Annotated in this window: 14 protein-coding genes; 1 reads left to right on the forward strand and 13 read right to left on the reverse strand. The window is 58.4% G+C overall.

The window, feature by feature from the left end; genetic code table 11:
• Positions 1–12 precede the first annotated feature (12 nt).
• The 5 genes from pdxA to E0L13_RS04415 all read right to left on the reverse strand — a co-directional run bounded on the left by pdxA (position 13) and on the right by E0L13_RS04415 (position 6,014).
• Entirely contained in the window at positions 13–996 is a 984-nt protein-coding gene (pdxA, locus tag E0L13_RS04395) for a 4-hydroxythreonine-4-phosphate dehydrogenase PdxA (protein WP_168060597.1), read from the reverse strand.
• 343 nt (positions 997–1,339) lie between these two features.
• On the reverse strand, positions 1,340–2,548 hold the full coding sequence (locus tag E0L13_RS04400) for a four-carbon acid sugar kinase family protein (protein WP_168060599.1): 1,209 nt from the start codon (positions 2,546–2,548) through the stop codon (positions 1,340–1,342).
• A 12-nt stretch (positions 2,549–2,560) separates the two neighbouring features.
• On the reverse strand, positions 2,561–3,328 hold the full coding sequence (locus tag E0L13_RS04405) for a DeoR/GlpR family DNA-binding transcription regulator (RefSeq protein WP_087478579.1): 768 nt from the start codon (positions 3,326–3,328) through the stop codon (positions 2,561–2,563).
• 170 nt (positions 3,329–3,498) lie between these two features.
• On the reverse strand, positions 3,499–4,905 hold the full coding sequence (locus E0L13_RS04410) for a Na+/H+ antiporter NhaC family protein (protein WP_168060601.1): 1,407 nt from the start codon (positions 4,903–4,905) through the stop codon (positions 3,499–3,501).
• Between the two features lie 176 nt (positions 4,906–5,081).
• A complete protein-coding gene (locus E0L13_RS04415; RefSeq protein ID WP_168060603.1) occupies positions 5,082–6,014 on the reverse strand; it encodes a LysR family transcriptional regulator in 933 nt (310 codons plus the stop codon).
• Between the two features lie 173 nt (positions 6,015–6,187).
• On the opposite strand from E0L13_RS04415, the gene megL reads away from it, so the two are divergent.
• The gene (gene megL / locus E0L13_RS04420) at positions 6,188–7,390 is read left to right on the forward strand and encodes a methionine gamma-lyase (protein WP_168060605.1); all 1,203 of its coding nucleotides are present in this window, start codon (positions 6,188–6,190) and stop codon (positions 7,388–7,390) included.
• Positions 7,391–7,452: 62 nt separating this feature from the next.
• On the opposite strand, the gene E0L13_RS04425 is transcribed toward megL, so the two are convergent.
• The 8 genes from E0L13_RS04425 to E0L13_RS04460 form a co-directional block, all read right to left on the reverse strand.
• Positions 7,453–8,436, reverse strand: a complete 984-nt coding sequence (locus tag E0L13_RS04425) for an MBL fold metallo-hydrolase (RefSeq protein ID WP_168060607.1) — start codon at positions 8,434–8,436, stop codon at positions 7,453–7,455.
• Between the two features lie 87 nt (positions 8,437–8,523).
• Entirely contained in the window at positions 8,524–8,787 is a 264-nt protein-coding gene (locus E0L13_RS04430) for a TIGR04076 family protein (RefSeq protein WP_168060609.1), read from the reverse strand.
• Positions 8,784–9,563 (reverse strand): TatD family hydrolase, encoded by a 780-nt coding sequence (locus E0L13_RS04435; RefSeq protein ID WP_168060611.1) that lies wholly within the window; start codon positions 9,561–9,563, stop codon positions 8,784–8,786. Before E0L13_RS04435 ends, E0L13_RS04430 begins: the two co-directional genes overlap by 4 nt.
• On the reverse strand, positions 9,563–11,500 hold the full coding sequence (gene metG / locus E0L13_RS04440; RefSeq protein WP_168060613.1) for a methionine--tRNA ligase: 1,938 nt from the start codon (positions 11,498–11,500) through the stop codon (positions 9,563–9,565). Before metG ends, E0L13_RS04435 begins: the two co-directional genes overlap by 1 nt.
• 36 nt (positions 11,501–11,536) lie before the next feature.
• Positions 11,537–12,382, reverse strand: a complete 846-nt coding sequence (rsmI, locus tag E0L13_RS04445) for a 16S rRNA (cytidine(1402)-2'-O)-methyltransferase (RefSeq protein ID WP_168060615.1) — start codon at positions 12,380–12,382, stop codon at positions 11,537–11,539.
• A gap of 15 nt (positions 12,383–12,397) precedes the next feature.
• Positions 12,398–13,132, reverse strand: a complete 735-nt coding sequence (locus E0L13_RS04450; protein WP_168060616.1) for a methyltransferase domain-containing protein — start codon at positions 13,130–13,132, stop codon at positions 12,398–12,400.
• Positions 13,125–13,964 carry a stage 0 sporulation family protein gene (locus E0L13_RS04455; RefSeq protein WP_087478570.1) on the reverse strand — a complete coding sequence of 280 codons (840 nt, stop codon included), beginning with the start codon at positions 13,962–13,964 and terminating at the stop codon, positions 13,125–13,127. The genes E0L13_RS04450 and E0L13_RS04455 overlap by 8 nt, the downstream gene beginning before the upstream one ends.
• On the reverse strand, positions 13,965–14,954 hold the full coding sequence (locus E0L13_RS04460; RefSeq protein ID WP_168060618.1) for an AAA family ATPase: 990 nt from the start codon (positions 14,952–14,954) through the stop codon (positions 13,965–13,967). It abuts the gene before it with no gap.
• Positions 14,955–15,016 lie beyond the last annotated feature (62 nt).

Below are 15,016 nucleotides of genomic sequence, written 5' to 3' on the forward strand. Positions count from 1 at the left end.
CTCAAGATCATCTTATTGTGTAATAAAGTTTTTTCCTAAATCCAAGGCGTACAGCATGCTTTCTTCGTTGGCGATTCCCTTTCCGGCAATATCGAAGGCCGTGCCGTGGTCGACGGACGTGCGGATGATCGGCAGGCCCAGGGTAACGTTGACGCCCGAATCAAAGGCCATCATCTTCATGGGGATATGTCCCTGGTCATGGTACATGGCCACGACGATGTCGTACACGCCCTTATGGGCCTTCAAGAATACCGTGTCCGGCGATACGGGGCCGTCTACGCAAAGGCCTTCCTGCTTCGCCGCTTCAATGGCCGGCGTGATTTCTTCAATTTCTTCCCGGCCGAAGATACCTGCTTCCCCGCTGTGCGGATTGAGCCCGGCGACGGCGATTCGCGGCGACGGTTTTCCCAGCCGCTTCATGGCGTCGTCGGCTAAATGGATGCATTCGAGGACGCGGGCCTTCGTCGCCCTGTCGCAGGCTTCCCGCAGGGAACAGTGCGTCGAAACGTGGACGACGGACATCGTTTCGCACCAGAGCATCATCGTATACGTCTGAGTGCCGGTCAGCGTCGCGAATATTTCCGTGTGGCCGTCGAAGTTATGGCCGCCCTTGTGAAGGGCTTCCTTATTGAGCGGCGCCGTCGTGACGACGCTGATATCGCCTTTCATGGCGTCGTCGATAGCCCGGGCGATATACTGATACGCGCCGTCGCCGGCGGCGGCGGAAACCTGGCCGATTTCAAAATCCTTTCCCACTTCCAGCTCTGCGACGGAAATGACGTTGATGCAGCCCGGTTTAAAATCTCCCACATTGTCGATGCGCGCCAAGGGCGTCTTCATCTTCAGCGCGTCATGATAGTATTTCAACACGCCGTAGCTGCCGTAAATCACCGTAGATTGCTGATATTCCTGATGATATTCCAGAGCTTTTAACGATATTTCAGGGCCGATACCGGCAGGATCGCCCATCGTAATGCCGACAAATTTTGCTGCCAAGACAGCTCCCCCTTTCACAAAGCAACAGATATGCAAGTTTCATGTTGTTTTGTTTTGTTTGTTTTTGTTGCTTTTATTATAAATTTCAACGCCCTATAAGTCAATACAAAGAGCATATCTTTGACATGCTTTTTTGTCATGTGCCGGAACGGCCGATACGCCGCAATAGTTCTGCTCTCCCGGCGATTTTAGTTCACGATTTTGAACTGTCGAAGATAGCTGGGTTATGCGATTTTAATATGAATAAAACATAAATAAACATATTCAAACAAAAACAGGCTGCGAAATGAAGAGTATCTCTCCATTCCGCAGCCTGTTTCGTTCATTTAAGCGTTATGTGCTGTTACAGCATCCGCAAGCGCTGCATGCAGTCCCATATATCCGCCTTGCTGCCGAAGGCCCCGGCTTTCGTGACGACGGCCATGCCGTCCCATGGGCCGCCGCAAAGGCGTCCCTGCACAAATCCCGGCAGGATTTCCTGCTGAATCTGTGAGCCAGCGCACTGCAGGGCCTGAATGACAGCAATCGCCGTGTCTCCGCCGGTCAGGAACAATCCCGCCGCGTCGGCCTCCTGCAATAACTGCGGGACGGCCTCGCTCAGGGTGCGCTTCGTACATTCGGCCAAGGCATCTGTCGACAAGCCGATCTGCTGTCCATAGGCAACGAAATCTTCATAGTCCTGCCGGCAGGCCGCCGCCGTAATGACGACATCCGTACCGCTCTGCAGGAGCGCCGCCGCCTGAGCAATCTCTTCCCGTATGCTGCCGGTCTGATGAGCCTTCGCCATGTCGATGCGAACGACAGGCATGCCCTGGGCCCGGCAATAGGCGATTTGCTCCATCGTCTTGCCGCTGATGCTGCCGACGACGGCGACGGCCGGTTTCGGCGGATACAGGACGTTCAACAAAGCTTCCGCCAAGCCGGCGGAACCAATCCACAGAATCCGGCGGCCTGAATCTACGGCCTGCCGGGCGATATACGTCAAATGCTCCGGCGACACGGCGTCAAACGTATAGGCTCCCGCGCCAATGCCCACGGTCTCTCCCTCTACATCGGACACGGCATAATGGTGAACCGGTCCCGTACAGGGCTCCAGCAGCTCGGCAATATTATCGCACTGCAGCGGATTGCGCGGGTCCTTGGCGATTTCCGTATCCAGCAGCGCCGTTCCCTGCACATACAGCCGCTTTCCCTGTACCCATCGTCCCTGGGCCGGATAGGACGGCGCGAAAAGAATCGTTTCCGGCTCATAGGCGTCCATAGCGGCCCGGACTTCTTCCCGTATATGGCCGCGCAGGGTAGAATCCACCTTTTTGTACAAATAGCGGCAGCCGCCGGAGGCCATGACGGCCTTTACGGCGCCAAAGACCTTGTCGTACGCTTCCTGGGGCGATACGACGCGGCTCTCCGTATCGATGACGAGGCTGTCTTCGCTGCCGGCAACCTGCGCCGCATCCAATACTACCTGCACGGGAATCCCCTTCTTACAGATCTGGACGCCCGTATCGTTCGCGCCGGTAAAATCGTCGGCAATTACAACAAATTCATGCATGATATCCCTCCGTTACACGTGTATAAACGTCACGTTATGCTCTTGAAACAGCTTTTCTTCCTCCGGCTCCAGAACGTAATCGCTGATGACGACGTCCATGGCCCAGATGTCAAAAATATAATGCAGCTTGTGCTTTTTGAACTTGGAATGATCTGCCGCCAGCACGGTCTTGTCGGCAGCTTCTACGCAGGCCCGCTTCAAATCAATTTTCTGGGCGTTGGCCGTCATGACCCGCCAATCGGGCGTCACGGCCTGGGTCCCCAGGAAGTTCAAGTCGAAATGCATCTGCCGGACCATGTTCGTAGCCAAGGCGCCGCAGGTCGACCCCGATTCTTCGTCGACGTAGCCGCCCAGCATAATCACGTCCAGCCCCGCCGCCGGCATCAATACCTGGGCGATGGCCAGGTCGTTCGTGACGACGGTCAGCCCGTCCCAGCGCTTCTTGGCGATCAATTCGGCCAATTCGTAATTCGTCGTCCCGGCGTCCAGATAAATGCTCATGGACGACTCGATGAGCGGCAGGGCCGCTTCTGCAATCTGCCGCTTTTCTTGTATCCGCACCAGCTTGCGGTTGTGATACGTCGCTTCCTTGACCAGCGATTCCGTCAGCACGGCCCCGCCGTGGCTCTTTTCCACCAATCCGTTGTCTTCCAGCAGCTGCAAGTCCCTTCGTATGGTCATCGTCGTGACGCCGAGCTGCTGCGCCAGCTCATTTACTGCCACGGCCTTGTTCTTATACAGTTCGTCCAGAATGAACTGCCGTCGTTCTACAGGCAGCATGGGTACTCCTCCTTTAGGGTATATAGCCTAGATTTCTAAATTTTATGTTTTTATTTGTTCTTTTATGTTACTCATTATAGCAAAGTATTCTTTTTTCGGTCAACTGGTTCACACAGAAAAAACCTGCCCCCGGCAATACGAGGGCAGGTCTGCACGAACGTCCTATGAAATTACAGAGCCGACTTGCTCTGCGGCTTCCCCGTTTCAAAGTTCCACGGGTCTTTCTTGATAAAGCCGTCGGAAAAGGGAATGAAGACCGAAACGATAGCTGAAATGGCTAAGAGGTAAATAAACCAGGCGTAAGGGATGACTTCCAGCGGCGAGACTCTGCCGGCGGCGAAGCTGGTCACGATGAGCATCTGGGCGCCGTAGGGAATGAGGCCCTGGAAGATGGAGGAAAAGGTGCTGAGCAGGGCGGCGCTGCGGCGCGGGTCGACGTGGAAGGTATAACAGATTCCCTTGGCGACTTCGCCGTTGATGATGATGGCCACGGTATTGTTGGCCAGGGCGATGTCCGTAATGGACACGAGGGCCGAAATCCCCAGCTCGGCCGAATTCTTCCCGTGGATAAAGCGCTGCACCCGGTCCAGCAGGAAGGCGATGCCGCCGGCGCGGCTGACCATTTCCGCCAGGCCGCCGGTGAATAAGGACAGGAGGAAAATGTCGCTCATGCTGAGAAAGCCCTTATAAATGGCCTGGGCAAAGGACAATGGAGCCAGCGCGCCGTACCACAGGCCGATGGCTCCGGCCAGGAAAATGCCGCCTACGAGGACGACGAACACATTCACGCCCATGACGGCCGTCACCAATACGGCAATATACGGCAAGACCTTGATCCAGTCGAATTCGTAAGGCCCCGACGTCGCGCCGGCTCCCGATTCGCCGAAGGCGATGAGCAAGATGACCGTAATGACTGCCGGCGCTAAGGTCAGCCAGAAATTCAGCTTGAACTTGTCCTTCATTTCGCAGCCCTGCGTCCGCGTCGACGCGATGGTCGTGTCGGAAATAATGGACAGGTTGTCGCCCAGCATGATGCCGCCGATAACGCAGCCCATGATAAAGGGCAGGGAAATACCCGCCTTGTCGGCGACAGCAATGGCGATGGGCCCGACGGCGGCGGCGCTGCCGCAGGACGTGCCCGTAGCCGTCGCGATGAAGCCGGAAATGATAAAAATCCCTGCGGCCAGGTATTCTGCCGGAATGTAGGTCAGGCCCAGGTTGACCGTCGAGTCCAGGCAGCCGCTGGCGCTGCACACGGCGGCAAAGCCCCCGGCCAGCAGGTAGATAATGCACATGATGAGGATGTTCGAATCGCCGCAGCCCCGGACGAAGGTCTCAAACTTCTCGTCAAAGCTCCCGGCCAGAAGGATAAAGGCGGCCATGACGCCGATAATCGCTGCCAGCGGCGCCGGGAACTGATAAAAGGCCATTTCCGCCCCCTGATATTCCAAGATGACGCCGCAGCCTAAATACACGATGACAAAAATAGCAAATGGAATCAGAGCCTTTCCGCTCGGCTCGACGGCGGACTGGCGAAGCAGCTTTTTCCCCATTTTGATTTCTTCTTTAATATCCATGTATTCGCTCCTTTCTGCATAAAAATAACTTTCTTACCTACGTAGGATACACATACGTCCACTGCACATGTATTTTTCTTCATGATATCATCAAAAGCCCGAAACGAAAAATATATATAAATGACAATATTACATAGATATTTTATATGGATATGACAGGTGTCCCAAAACATAGCTTATGTCCGGACATGGGCTACCTGGCACAGCGATTCCCGCAGGAGGCGGATGTATTCTTCCATTTCCGCGCTGAGGGACATGTTCTTGAGCTGTATCCAGCCAATAGTCATGCCGCCGAATTCCCCCTTGAGGGGAATAGCCGTAATGTCGTCGCTGGCAACGGAAGGAATCAGGCAGCCCGTGCCCAGGTTGTAAGCATCCGTATGGGACAAGATGCTGAACATGGTCGAGCGGTCCGTCACGTAAACGACTTTTTGGGAGCAGATTTCCGGTATGACGAATTCTTCGGAAAACTGATAGGGATCGCCGCCCTGCTCATACCGCACATAGGGATAGCGGGCCAGCTTCTGCACGGTCAGCGATTTCTGCCCCGCCAGGGGATGACCTTTGCTGAGATAGACGTAGGGCGGGAATTTATAAAAGGGGATAAACTCCAAGTTGTTTTTCTCAAACAGCCGGTGCATATACGAGGCGATGAGGTCGGACACATATAAAATCCCGATCTGGCTGTCCTGCACGAGGACGTCCTGTACGACCTGCAGCGTCTTGACCTCCCGAATGCGCGCGACGTAGCCCGCCGCGCCGGCCTTCCGCTGCATGAACCGGATCAGCGCGTCGACGGGGAACATGTAGTGCTGCGACGATACGGACAGATAGATATCCTTTTCCTTGGGCTGGTCCTGGGAGAAATACTCGTAGATGTCGTCGGACGCGTCCAGGACCCGGTGGGCAAACTGGAGAAATTTCATGCCGTCCTCCGTAAACGACGCGCCGTGACGGCCCCGCTTCAAAATCGTAATGTGAAATTCGTCCTCTACGTCCTTAATGGCCTTGCTCAGGCTCGGCTGGGCAATAAACAGCCGATGTGCCGCCTCCGTAATGGACCCGCACTTATACACCTCTACGATGTACCTAAGCTGCTGCAGCGTCATATCTTGTCGCCTCCTCGTTATTCCATAGTTTTTATCTATGGTTTATTTGTATTACCCGATATTATTCAAGTCAAAGTATAGCTGATATACTGGGAGATAGCAAGAGGTCCCGATACGCCCTCGCCATTCGGATGTATATACGCGCAGACACCATGACAAGGAGGCTGGTACTTATGAAACGAGAAGAATTGATGAAGTTAGGATTTGCTACGCGGGCCATTCACGGCGGAGCCGCACCCAATACGTTCGGAGCCTTATCCGCCCCGATCTATCAGACGTCGACCTTCGTGTTCGACTCGGCCGCCCAGGGCGGCAGCCGCTTCGCCCTGCAGGAAGACGGCTACATTTACAGCCGCCTGGGAAACCCGACCTGCGCCGTCGCCGAAGAAAAAATCGCCCTGCTGGAAGGCACGGAAGCCTGCGTGTCTGCCGGCTCGGGCATGGGCGCTATTTCCTCGGCCCTGTGGACCCTTCTGGAGCAGGGCGGCCACCTCGTAGCCAGCGAAACGCTGTACGGCTGCACCTTCGCTCTCATGAACCACGGCCTGACCCGCTACGGCGTCGACGTGACCTTTGTCGACATGACCGATCTGGACGCCGTGCAGAAGGCCCTGCGCCCTGACACGAAGGCTGTCTACCTGGAAACGCCGGCCAATCCGACGCTGAAAATCATGGACATTGAAAGCATCAGCGCCATGGCCCACCAGATCGAGGGATGCCAGGTCGTCGTCGACAACACCTTCTGCACGCCCTACATCCAGCGGCCCGTCGAATTGGGCGCCGATATCGTCGTCCACTCGGCGACGAAGTACCTGAACGGCCACGGCGACGTCATCGCCGGCTTCGTCTGCGGCCGCAAGGACTACATCGACCAGGTCCGCCTCTTCGGCATTAAAGACATGACGGGCTCCGTCCTGAGCCCCTTCGACGCCTTCCTCATCGCCCGCGGCCTGAAAACGCTGGAAATCCGCATGGAACGGCACTGCGCCAACGCCATGAAGGTCGCTGCGTTCCTGGAAGGCCACCCGGCCGTAGCCTCGGTCAGCTATCCCGGACTCAAGAGCTTCCCTCAGTACGACCTGGCTAAGAAGCAGATGTCCCTGCCCGGCGGCATGATTTCCTTCGAGCTCAAGGGCGGCAAGGCCGAAGGGGCCGTCGTCATGGACAACGTCAAGCTCTGCAAGCTGGCCGTGTCCTTAGGCGACGCCGAAACCCTCATCGAGCACGCCGCATCCATGACCCATTCGACCTACACGCCGGACGAATTAAAAATGGCCGGCATCAGCGAAGGGCTGGTCCGCCTGTCCGTAGGCCTGGAAAACGCAGAAGACATCATTGCCGACCTGGAACAAGCCCTGAACTTGATTGCTAAATAAATGTCCCCTCTTCATAAAAAGACTCGTACGCTTCCGTGCAGTACGAGTCTTTTTGCATTCCCTTATACGGGATAATAGCGGAACACTCCGCCCTGCTCTTCCCGGCGCAGCCGGCCGTGATGGAGCAGGTATTCGATGTGGGCTAGGGTCTCGCCCATGGCGAACCATTTCTGCGTCGGCGGGAATTCATGCCATTTCTTGCCGCGCATGGACCAGGTCATATGAGGGGCGATGTCGTAGGCCGTCGAGCCCGGCCGGGCGGCGGCGATGGACAGGACCTCGTTCAGGCGGCGGCGGTGGTGTTCCTTGATTTCGTCGATGCGCCCGACGATGGACGTATTTCCCTTGCGGTGTCCCGGCAGGGCCATTTTGACCGGCAGGCTCCGCACCTTTTCCAGGCTTTCCAGGTAATGGTCCAGGGAATCGCTCATGTTGGGCCACACCTGGATGTTCGGCGTAATGTCGAAGAGGATGTGGTCGCTGGTGAAGAAGATTTCCTGCTCCGGTAGGTAGAGGCAGCAGATGCCCTTCGTGTGTCCCGGCGTGTGAATGATGTGAAAGTCGATGTCGGCCAGGCGCACAACATCGCCGTCGGCTACGGCATGGATGGGAAAATCGATGCGCGGCGAGTAGCGGCGGGCCTGATTGGTGAACTGGCTCTTGATGTCCTCCGGCGGCATGCCTTCCTTCATGTACGTGTCTTCGATGAACTGCCAGGCTTGTCCGGCGTGTTCGTCGCACAAATAGGTATAGTCTATTTCATTCATGTATACGGGGCAGCCGGCGGCGGTAAACAAGCCGACGAGGCCGCTGTGGTCGCCGTGGAGGTGGGTCAGAAACAAGTCCGTCCGGCTCAGGTCGACGTCCAGCTCGCGCAGGCCGCCGCACAAGGCCGCCTGGCATTCGGGCCGGTTGAACCCCGTGTCGATGACCAGGTGGCGCGTCGGCCCCTTGACGACGTACGAGTTCAGGTATTTCAGGGGGTTGTCCGGCAAATCTACGTGAATCTGGTAGATGTCGGGGTTGTGATACAGCTGTTGGATCATGCCGATTCGCTCCTTTGCAGCAAATGAATGGTACAGGATACAGCAGAGCAGCAGGCTGCCCCGCGGGACCGGCCTGCTGCTTCGTTGTTATTCCGTTACGATTTCCGCCTTGAATACGTTGATGACGTCGGCGTCGGGGCAGCAGAACACAGCTGTGCCCTCAGGCTGTCCCGGAATGGCGCCGCCGTAGCGCAGGATATCGACGTAGGGAAAGGCGACGTGCATCGCCATGGGGCAGAGCCTGCCCCGCTCCGTGTCGTAGTCAAAGGTATCGCCGACGCGGTGGCCCCGATGACATCCGCAGGGGCCCTTTTTATCGATGAGCGTCAGCCTGATCTTCGGCCGCGTCATCCTTCGTCACCGGTGATGCCGAAGATGCGCTTGCCGTTTTCCAGGGTAATCTGCCGCACTTCCTCCGTCGTCATGCCGCGCAGGCGGGCGATTTCGTCGGCAACGTACTGGACGTAGGCCGGCTCGTTCCGCTTGCCCCGGTACGGCGGCGGCGTGAGGTACGGGCAGTCCGTTTCGATGAGGATGCGGTCGATGGGGAGCTCAGCGGCGATGCGCTTGAGCTTCGTCGACTTCGGGAAGACCATGGTGCCCGTAAAGCCGATGTAATAGCCCATCTTGATGAGCTCCTCGGCCATTTCGAGGCTCCCCGAATAGCAGTGGAAGACGCCCCGCGTCCCCTTGCCGTATTTGCGCAGGAGATCCATCGTGTCGCCGTGGGCTTCCCTGTCGTGAATGTCCAAAGGTATATCAAACTCAAGGGCCATCTTGATCTGCTCGATAAATACTTCCTGCTGGATTTCATGGGACGGCTCAGGCCAGTAGTAGTCGAGGCCGACTTCGCCGATAGCTACGACCTTCGGCTCCGTCTTGAGCCACTGGCGAATCTGCTCGAAGCCTTCGGGAGTCGCCGATGCCGCGTCTTCGGGATGGATGCCGACGGCGGCGTAGACCTCCTTGTACTGATGGCTCAGGGCGACGGCCGCCGCAGACGACGGCACGTCCGTGCCGGGGCACATCATATATTTCATGCCGGCGTCAAAGGCCCGCTGGATCATGTCTTCCCGGTCTTTGTTATACGAGCCCGACGTAATGTGGCAGTGCGTATCGAATAACATCAGCGCACCCGGCTTCCCGGCGCCATGCCGTCGGCGAAGACGACCTGCAGATTGCCGTTGCCGTCGGAGGCTGCCAAAATCATGCCCTTCGATTCGACGCCGCACAGCTTCACGGGCTTTAAGTTCGTCACGACGACGACGCTCTTGCCGACGAGGTCCTGCGGTTCGTAGTATTGGGAAATGCCGCTGACGACTTGGCGCGTTTCCGTGCCGAGGTCGATCTGCAGCTTCAGGAGTTTCTTGGCCTTAGGGATTTTTTCGCAGGCGACGACCTTGCCGACGCGGAGGTCCACGGCGCCGAAATCGTCGATGGAGATTTCCGGCTTCGTCGGTTCCTGAGCAGCCGGGCAGGCCTGAGCCGCCTTCTTGGCCGCTTCGTCTTCGGCAATTTCTTCCTTCAGGTCGTACCGCGGGAAGAGGGCATTGCCCTTGCAGACCTTCGTCCCTGCCGGATAGCCGCCCCAGGTCTGGCCGTCGGAAAGGAGGGCCTTGTCGAAATCGGACAGGCCGAGCTGCTTCCACATGTCGGCGGCGCTGACGGGGATGAAGGGGCTGACGAGGAGGGCGATGACCCGCAGCGATTCGAGGAGGTTGTACAAGACGGTCTGGAGACGTTCGGCCTTGGCTTCGTCTTTGGCCAGGACCCACGGCGTCGTTTCGTCGATGTATTTATTGCTGCGGCGGATGAGGCCCCAGACGTCGTTGATGGCGTCGTTGATCTTCATGTCGTCCATGAGTTCTTCAAACCGTTTGGCCGTTTCGACGGCGCAGGCTGCCAATTCGTCGTCGACAGGCTCTTTCACCGTCGGGCCGGCGGCGACGCCGCCTTCGTATTTTTCGACCATGGCCAGGGTACGCTGTAGGAGGTTGCCCAGGTCGTTGGCCAGGTCGGAGTTGATGCGGTTGATGAACGACGGCAGGGAGAAGTTGCCGTCCTGGCCGAGGCGCACTTCCTTGAGCAGGTAGTAGCGCAGGGCGTCGGCACCGTACCGTTCGATGAGGGGAATGGGGTCGACGACGTTGCCCAGGGACTTGCTCATCTTCGTGCCGTCGACGATGAGCCAGCCGTGGCCGAAGACCTTCTTCGGCAGGGGCAGGCCGCAGCTCATGAGCATGATCGGCCAGATGATCGTATGGAAGCGGACGATTTCCTTGCCGACGAGGTGCAGGTTGGCCGGCCAGAATTTTTCAAATTTTTCCGGGTCGTCGATGTAGCCCGCCGCCGTCAGGTAGTTTGCCAGGGCGTCGAACCAGACGTATACGACATGCTTCGGATCCCAGGGCACCTTGATGCCCCAGTCGAAGGACGTGCGGGATACGCACAGGTCTTCGAGGCCGCTCTTGACGAAGGCGATCATTTCGTTGCGCCGCGATTCGGGCTGGATGAAATCGGGATTTTCTTCGATGAATTTCAGCCAGCGGTCGGCGTATTTATTCATTTTCAGGAAGTAGGCTTCTTCCTTGACCAATTCGAGGGGACGGCCGCAGTCCGGGCAGATGTGCTGTCCTTCAGGCAGCTTGTTTTCCGGCCAGAAGGATTCGCAGGGCGTGCAGTACCAGCCGGCGTATTCGCCCTTGTAGATGTCGCCGTTGTCGTAGGAAATCTGCATGAGCTTCTGTACGACCTTTTCGTGCCGTTCTTCCGTCGTGCGGATGAAGTCGTCGTTGGAAATGTTGAGCTTTTTCCAGAGCTGCTGGAAGAGGGCGACGATTTCGTCGACGTATTCGATAGGTTTGACGCCTTTCGCTTCGGCGGCACGCTGGATTTTCTGGCCGTGTTCGTCCGAGCCGGTCAGGAAAAAGACGTCGTCGCCGCGGAGGCGGTGAAAACGGGCCAGCGAGTCGGCGATGGTCGTGCAGTACGTATGCCCGATGTGCAGCTTGGCGCTGGGGTAGTAGATGGGAGTCGTAATGTAATAGGTCTTCTTTTCAGCCATGAGTTCTTTTCCTCCTATGCCGGCAAATGAGCCGGCTTATGATAACGTGAGCGCAGCCTGATAGACGCTGCGTTTCGGCGCGCCGCAGCGCTTGGCTACGATGCGGACAGCTTCTTTTTTATCGACGCCCTGATCCATGAGCTCCCGGACCTGGGCGGCGTAATCGCCGTCGCCGGCAGGCGTATCTTCCGAATCGGTCGCCCCGGCGACGAGAATGACAAATTCTCCGCGCGCCCCCTGTTCGGCCAGCTCCTGCGTCACCTGGCTCAGGGGGCCGCGCATATATTGTTCGTACCGTTTAGTCAGTTCCCGGCAGATGACGGCCTGCCGGTCTCCCAGGACGTCGATGAGCTCCCGGAGCACCGTCTGGATGCGATGGGGCGCTTCGTAAAAGATGAGCGTCCCGCCGTAGCTCTTCACGCGCTCCAGCACGGGCCGGCGATGCTTCTGCGTCTTGGGCAGAAAGCCGATAAAGGTAAACTGCGTCGTGTCCATGCCCGACGCGATGAGGCCCGTCAGGCCGGCGTTGGCCCCGGGCAGGGGCACGATGGGGATATCGGCCTCGATAGCCAGCCGCACGAGGTCGCTGCCGGGGTCGCAGATGGCCGGCATGCCGGCGTCGCTGACCAGGGCCACCATCTGCCCCTGGCGGAGCAGGTCGATGAGCTGGGGCCCCTTTTCAGCCTTGTTATGCTCATGATAGCTCGTCAGGGGCGTATCGATACCGTAGGCCGCCAGAAGCTGCTTCGTATGGCGCGTGTCTTCGGCGGCGACGACGTCGGCCTCGCGCAGGCAGCGGACGACGCGGTACGTAATATCTTCCAAATTTCCTATGGGCGTCGCGCACAAATAGAGCGTTCCCTTTTGAAAAACTTCAGCCATCGTATCTCCTTTCCCCTATTCCTTTCCGTACATATCCAATACGGCCCGGCTGTACGAGCCGTCTGCTTCGTGGACGATGAGGGGCGGCCATATTTCTAAGCCGGCGCTGCCGCCGCGGACGCCTTCGACGAGAAAGAGCTTGGCCTTTTTATCGGGCCGTCCGTGAATCATCTGCAGCGCCTTGGGCTCTACGCCGTGGCGGCGCATGGATTCCAGTATGTCCGTCAGCCGTTCCGTAATGTGGACCATGCGGAACCGCCCCCGGTATTTCAAGGCGTATTTGACGGCTTCCATCACGTCGTCCAAGGTAGCCGTCTCTTCGTGGCGGGCCCGGCGTATGCCGTCGGTCTCGCTGTAGGCGCCGCGGCTCTTTTCCCGGTACGGCGGGTTGGCGTAGACGACGCTGTAATAGCCGCTGGGCGACCATTCCTTAATGCGGCGGTAGTCGCCTTCGACGATGCGTATCCTGTCGTCCCGCCCGTTGAGGGCCGCGTTGCGGCGGGCGATGTCGGCCATGACCGGATTGAGCTCTACGCCCGTCACGTCCGTCGCCCCGCGGGCCGTCAGGATGAGGGGGATGGCCGCCGTCCCCGTCCCCAGGTCGAGAGCCGGGCCGCGCAGGACCGGGCCGAAATGGGCCAGGAGCACCGTATCGATGGAGAAGCAGAACTGGTCGTCCCGCTGGATGAGCTTCATGCCGTCCAATACGAGGTCGTCGAGGCGCTCGTGGGGCCGCAGTATATCAGTCATGTTCCACTTCCGCTACGTCGGACCAGGACACGTTGATGGTATGGCCGTTTTCCAGCTGTACCTTGACGGTGTGGTCCTTCATGTGGACCCGCAGGACCGTGCCCGTCCCTTCGTCGGTAATGACCTTGCGGCCTACGGCCGGCGGCTTCTGCTGCTCCGCTTTCTGCTGGCAGCTTGCGCATTTCAGCTCGCCCGACGTGTACAGGGAGTTTTCATAGCGCAGGCAGCACATGAGGCGGCCGCAGATACCGGAAATCTTCGTGGGATTCAGGCTCATGCCCTGGCTCTTGGCCATGCGGATCGACACGGGCTTGAAATCGCCCAGGAAGGTGGCGCAGCACAGGGGCCGGCCGCAGCAGCCGATGCCGCCGACCATCTTCGCTTCGTCGCGCAGGCCTATCTGGCGCAGCTCGATGCGGGTGCGGAACACGGCGGCCAAATCGCGGACCAGCTCGCGGAAGTCGATGCGCCCGTCGGCCGTAAAAAAGAATATGATCTTGCCCATGTCGAAGGTGTAGTCCACGTCGATGAGCTTCATGGGCAGCTTATGCTTGGCAATTTTTTCCTGGCAGATGCCGAAGGCTTTCTTTTCCCGCTCTTTGTTGCGTTCCACCTGGCGCAGGTCCTTGGCCGTGGCCTTCCGGATGATCGGCTTCAAGGGCTGCACCACCTCGGCCGAGTCGACGCTGCGCGGGGCGATGACGACGGAGCCGTATTCCATGCCCCGGGCCGTCTCGACGATGACGCCGTCTTCCAAATCCAGGGGAATGCCCGTCGGATCGAAATAATATATCTTACCAGCAGGTTTAAATCGTATACCTACTACTATCAACTAAATACCTCCTTTGGCCTGTATGCACTGTATACAGACGTAATCCCATACAAGGCGCGTATTGACGTGGCGGCCTGCCGCTTCCATGCCTTCGTCGAAGGCCCGGAGCATGGCGAATATGGCCTCGTCTGTCCAATAGGTCATGAGCTTCATCATGTCTTCGGTATGCCGTTTCAGCCGCAGCAAGGACGGCTCGGCGCCGCTGCGCAGCACAGCCATATCCCGCAGGAACATGCCGGCCCAGCGCAGCGTTTCTATCGTTTCCGTTTCGGTCATATCGGCGCAGACGGACAGCCACTTGGCGTAGGGGCAGCGGTGCGTCGCCGCGATGCGGAGAAATTCCAGGGCCCGCGCCGCCTCCTCACCCCCGCCGCCGTCCAGATGGGCCAGGACGGACTGGACGATGCCGCCGCCCCAGGCCACGGCCTGCTCGTAGTCGGCAGGCCGGCCGCCGCGCAGGCGAAGGAGTCCTTCCGTCAGCTCCGCGTCGCCGACGGGCTCGAAGGCGATCTCAGCGCAGCGGGACACGATCGTCGGCAGCAGCAGAGACGGCTGGTCCGTCACGAGGATGAAGCAGACGCCCTGCGGCGGTTCTTCCAATATTTTCAGCATGCGGTTGGCAAACTCGGCGTTCATCGTCTCTACGTGGTCGATGATGCAGACCCGCATGCGGCCGGCCCGTCCCTGCAGTATCAGCCGGCTCTGGAGCTGGCGGAACTGGTCCACCTTCAGCATCGCGCCCTGCGGCGCTACGTAATAGGCCTCGTCGCCGTCGGCCGCGAAGGGCCCGTCGCCTTTCATGTCCTGACCGGCAAAGACACGGCGGCCGGCCAGGGCCGACGCGACGGCAAAGGCCATCATCGTCTTGCCGACGCCGGACGGACCGGCAAAAATCATGGCGTGAGGCAGGCGGTCCGTTTCCATCAGGCGGATCAGCCGCTCTTTGATGGCGCCGTGGCCGATAATATCCTGAAAATACTGCTCGTACATGGCCTGCCTCCTGTCGCCGGAAAAATCATCTTAACTAATTCATTATAAAAAAAAATGGCGGT

The sequence above is a fragment of the Megasphaera sp. SW808 genome (assembly GCF_012027795.1).
Classification (GTDB): Bacteria; Bacillota; Negativicutes; order Veillonellales; family Megasphaeraceae; genus Megasphaera; species Megasphaera stantonii.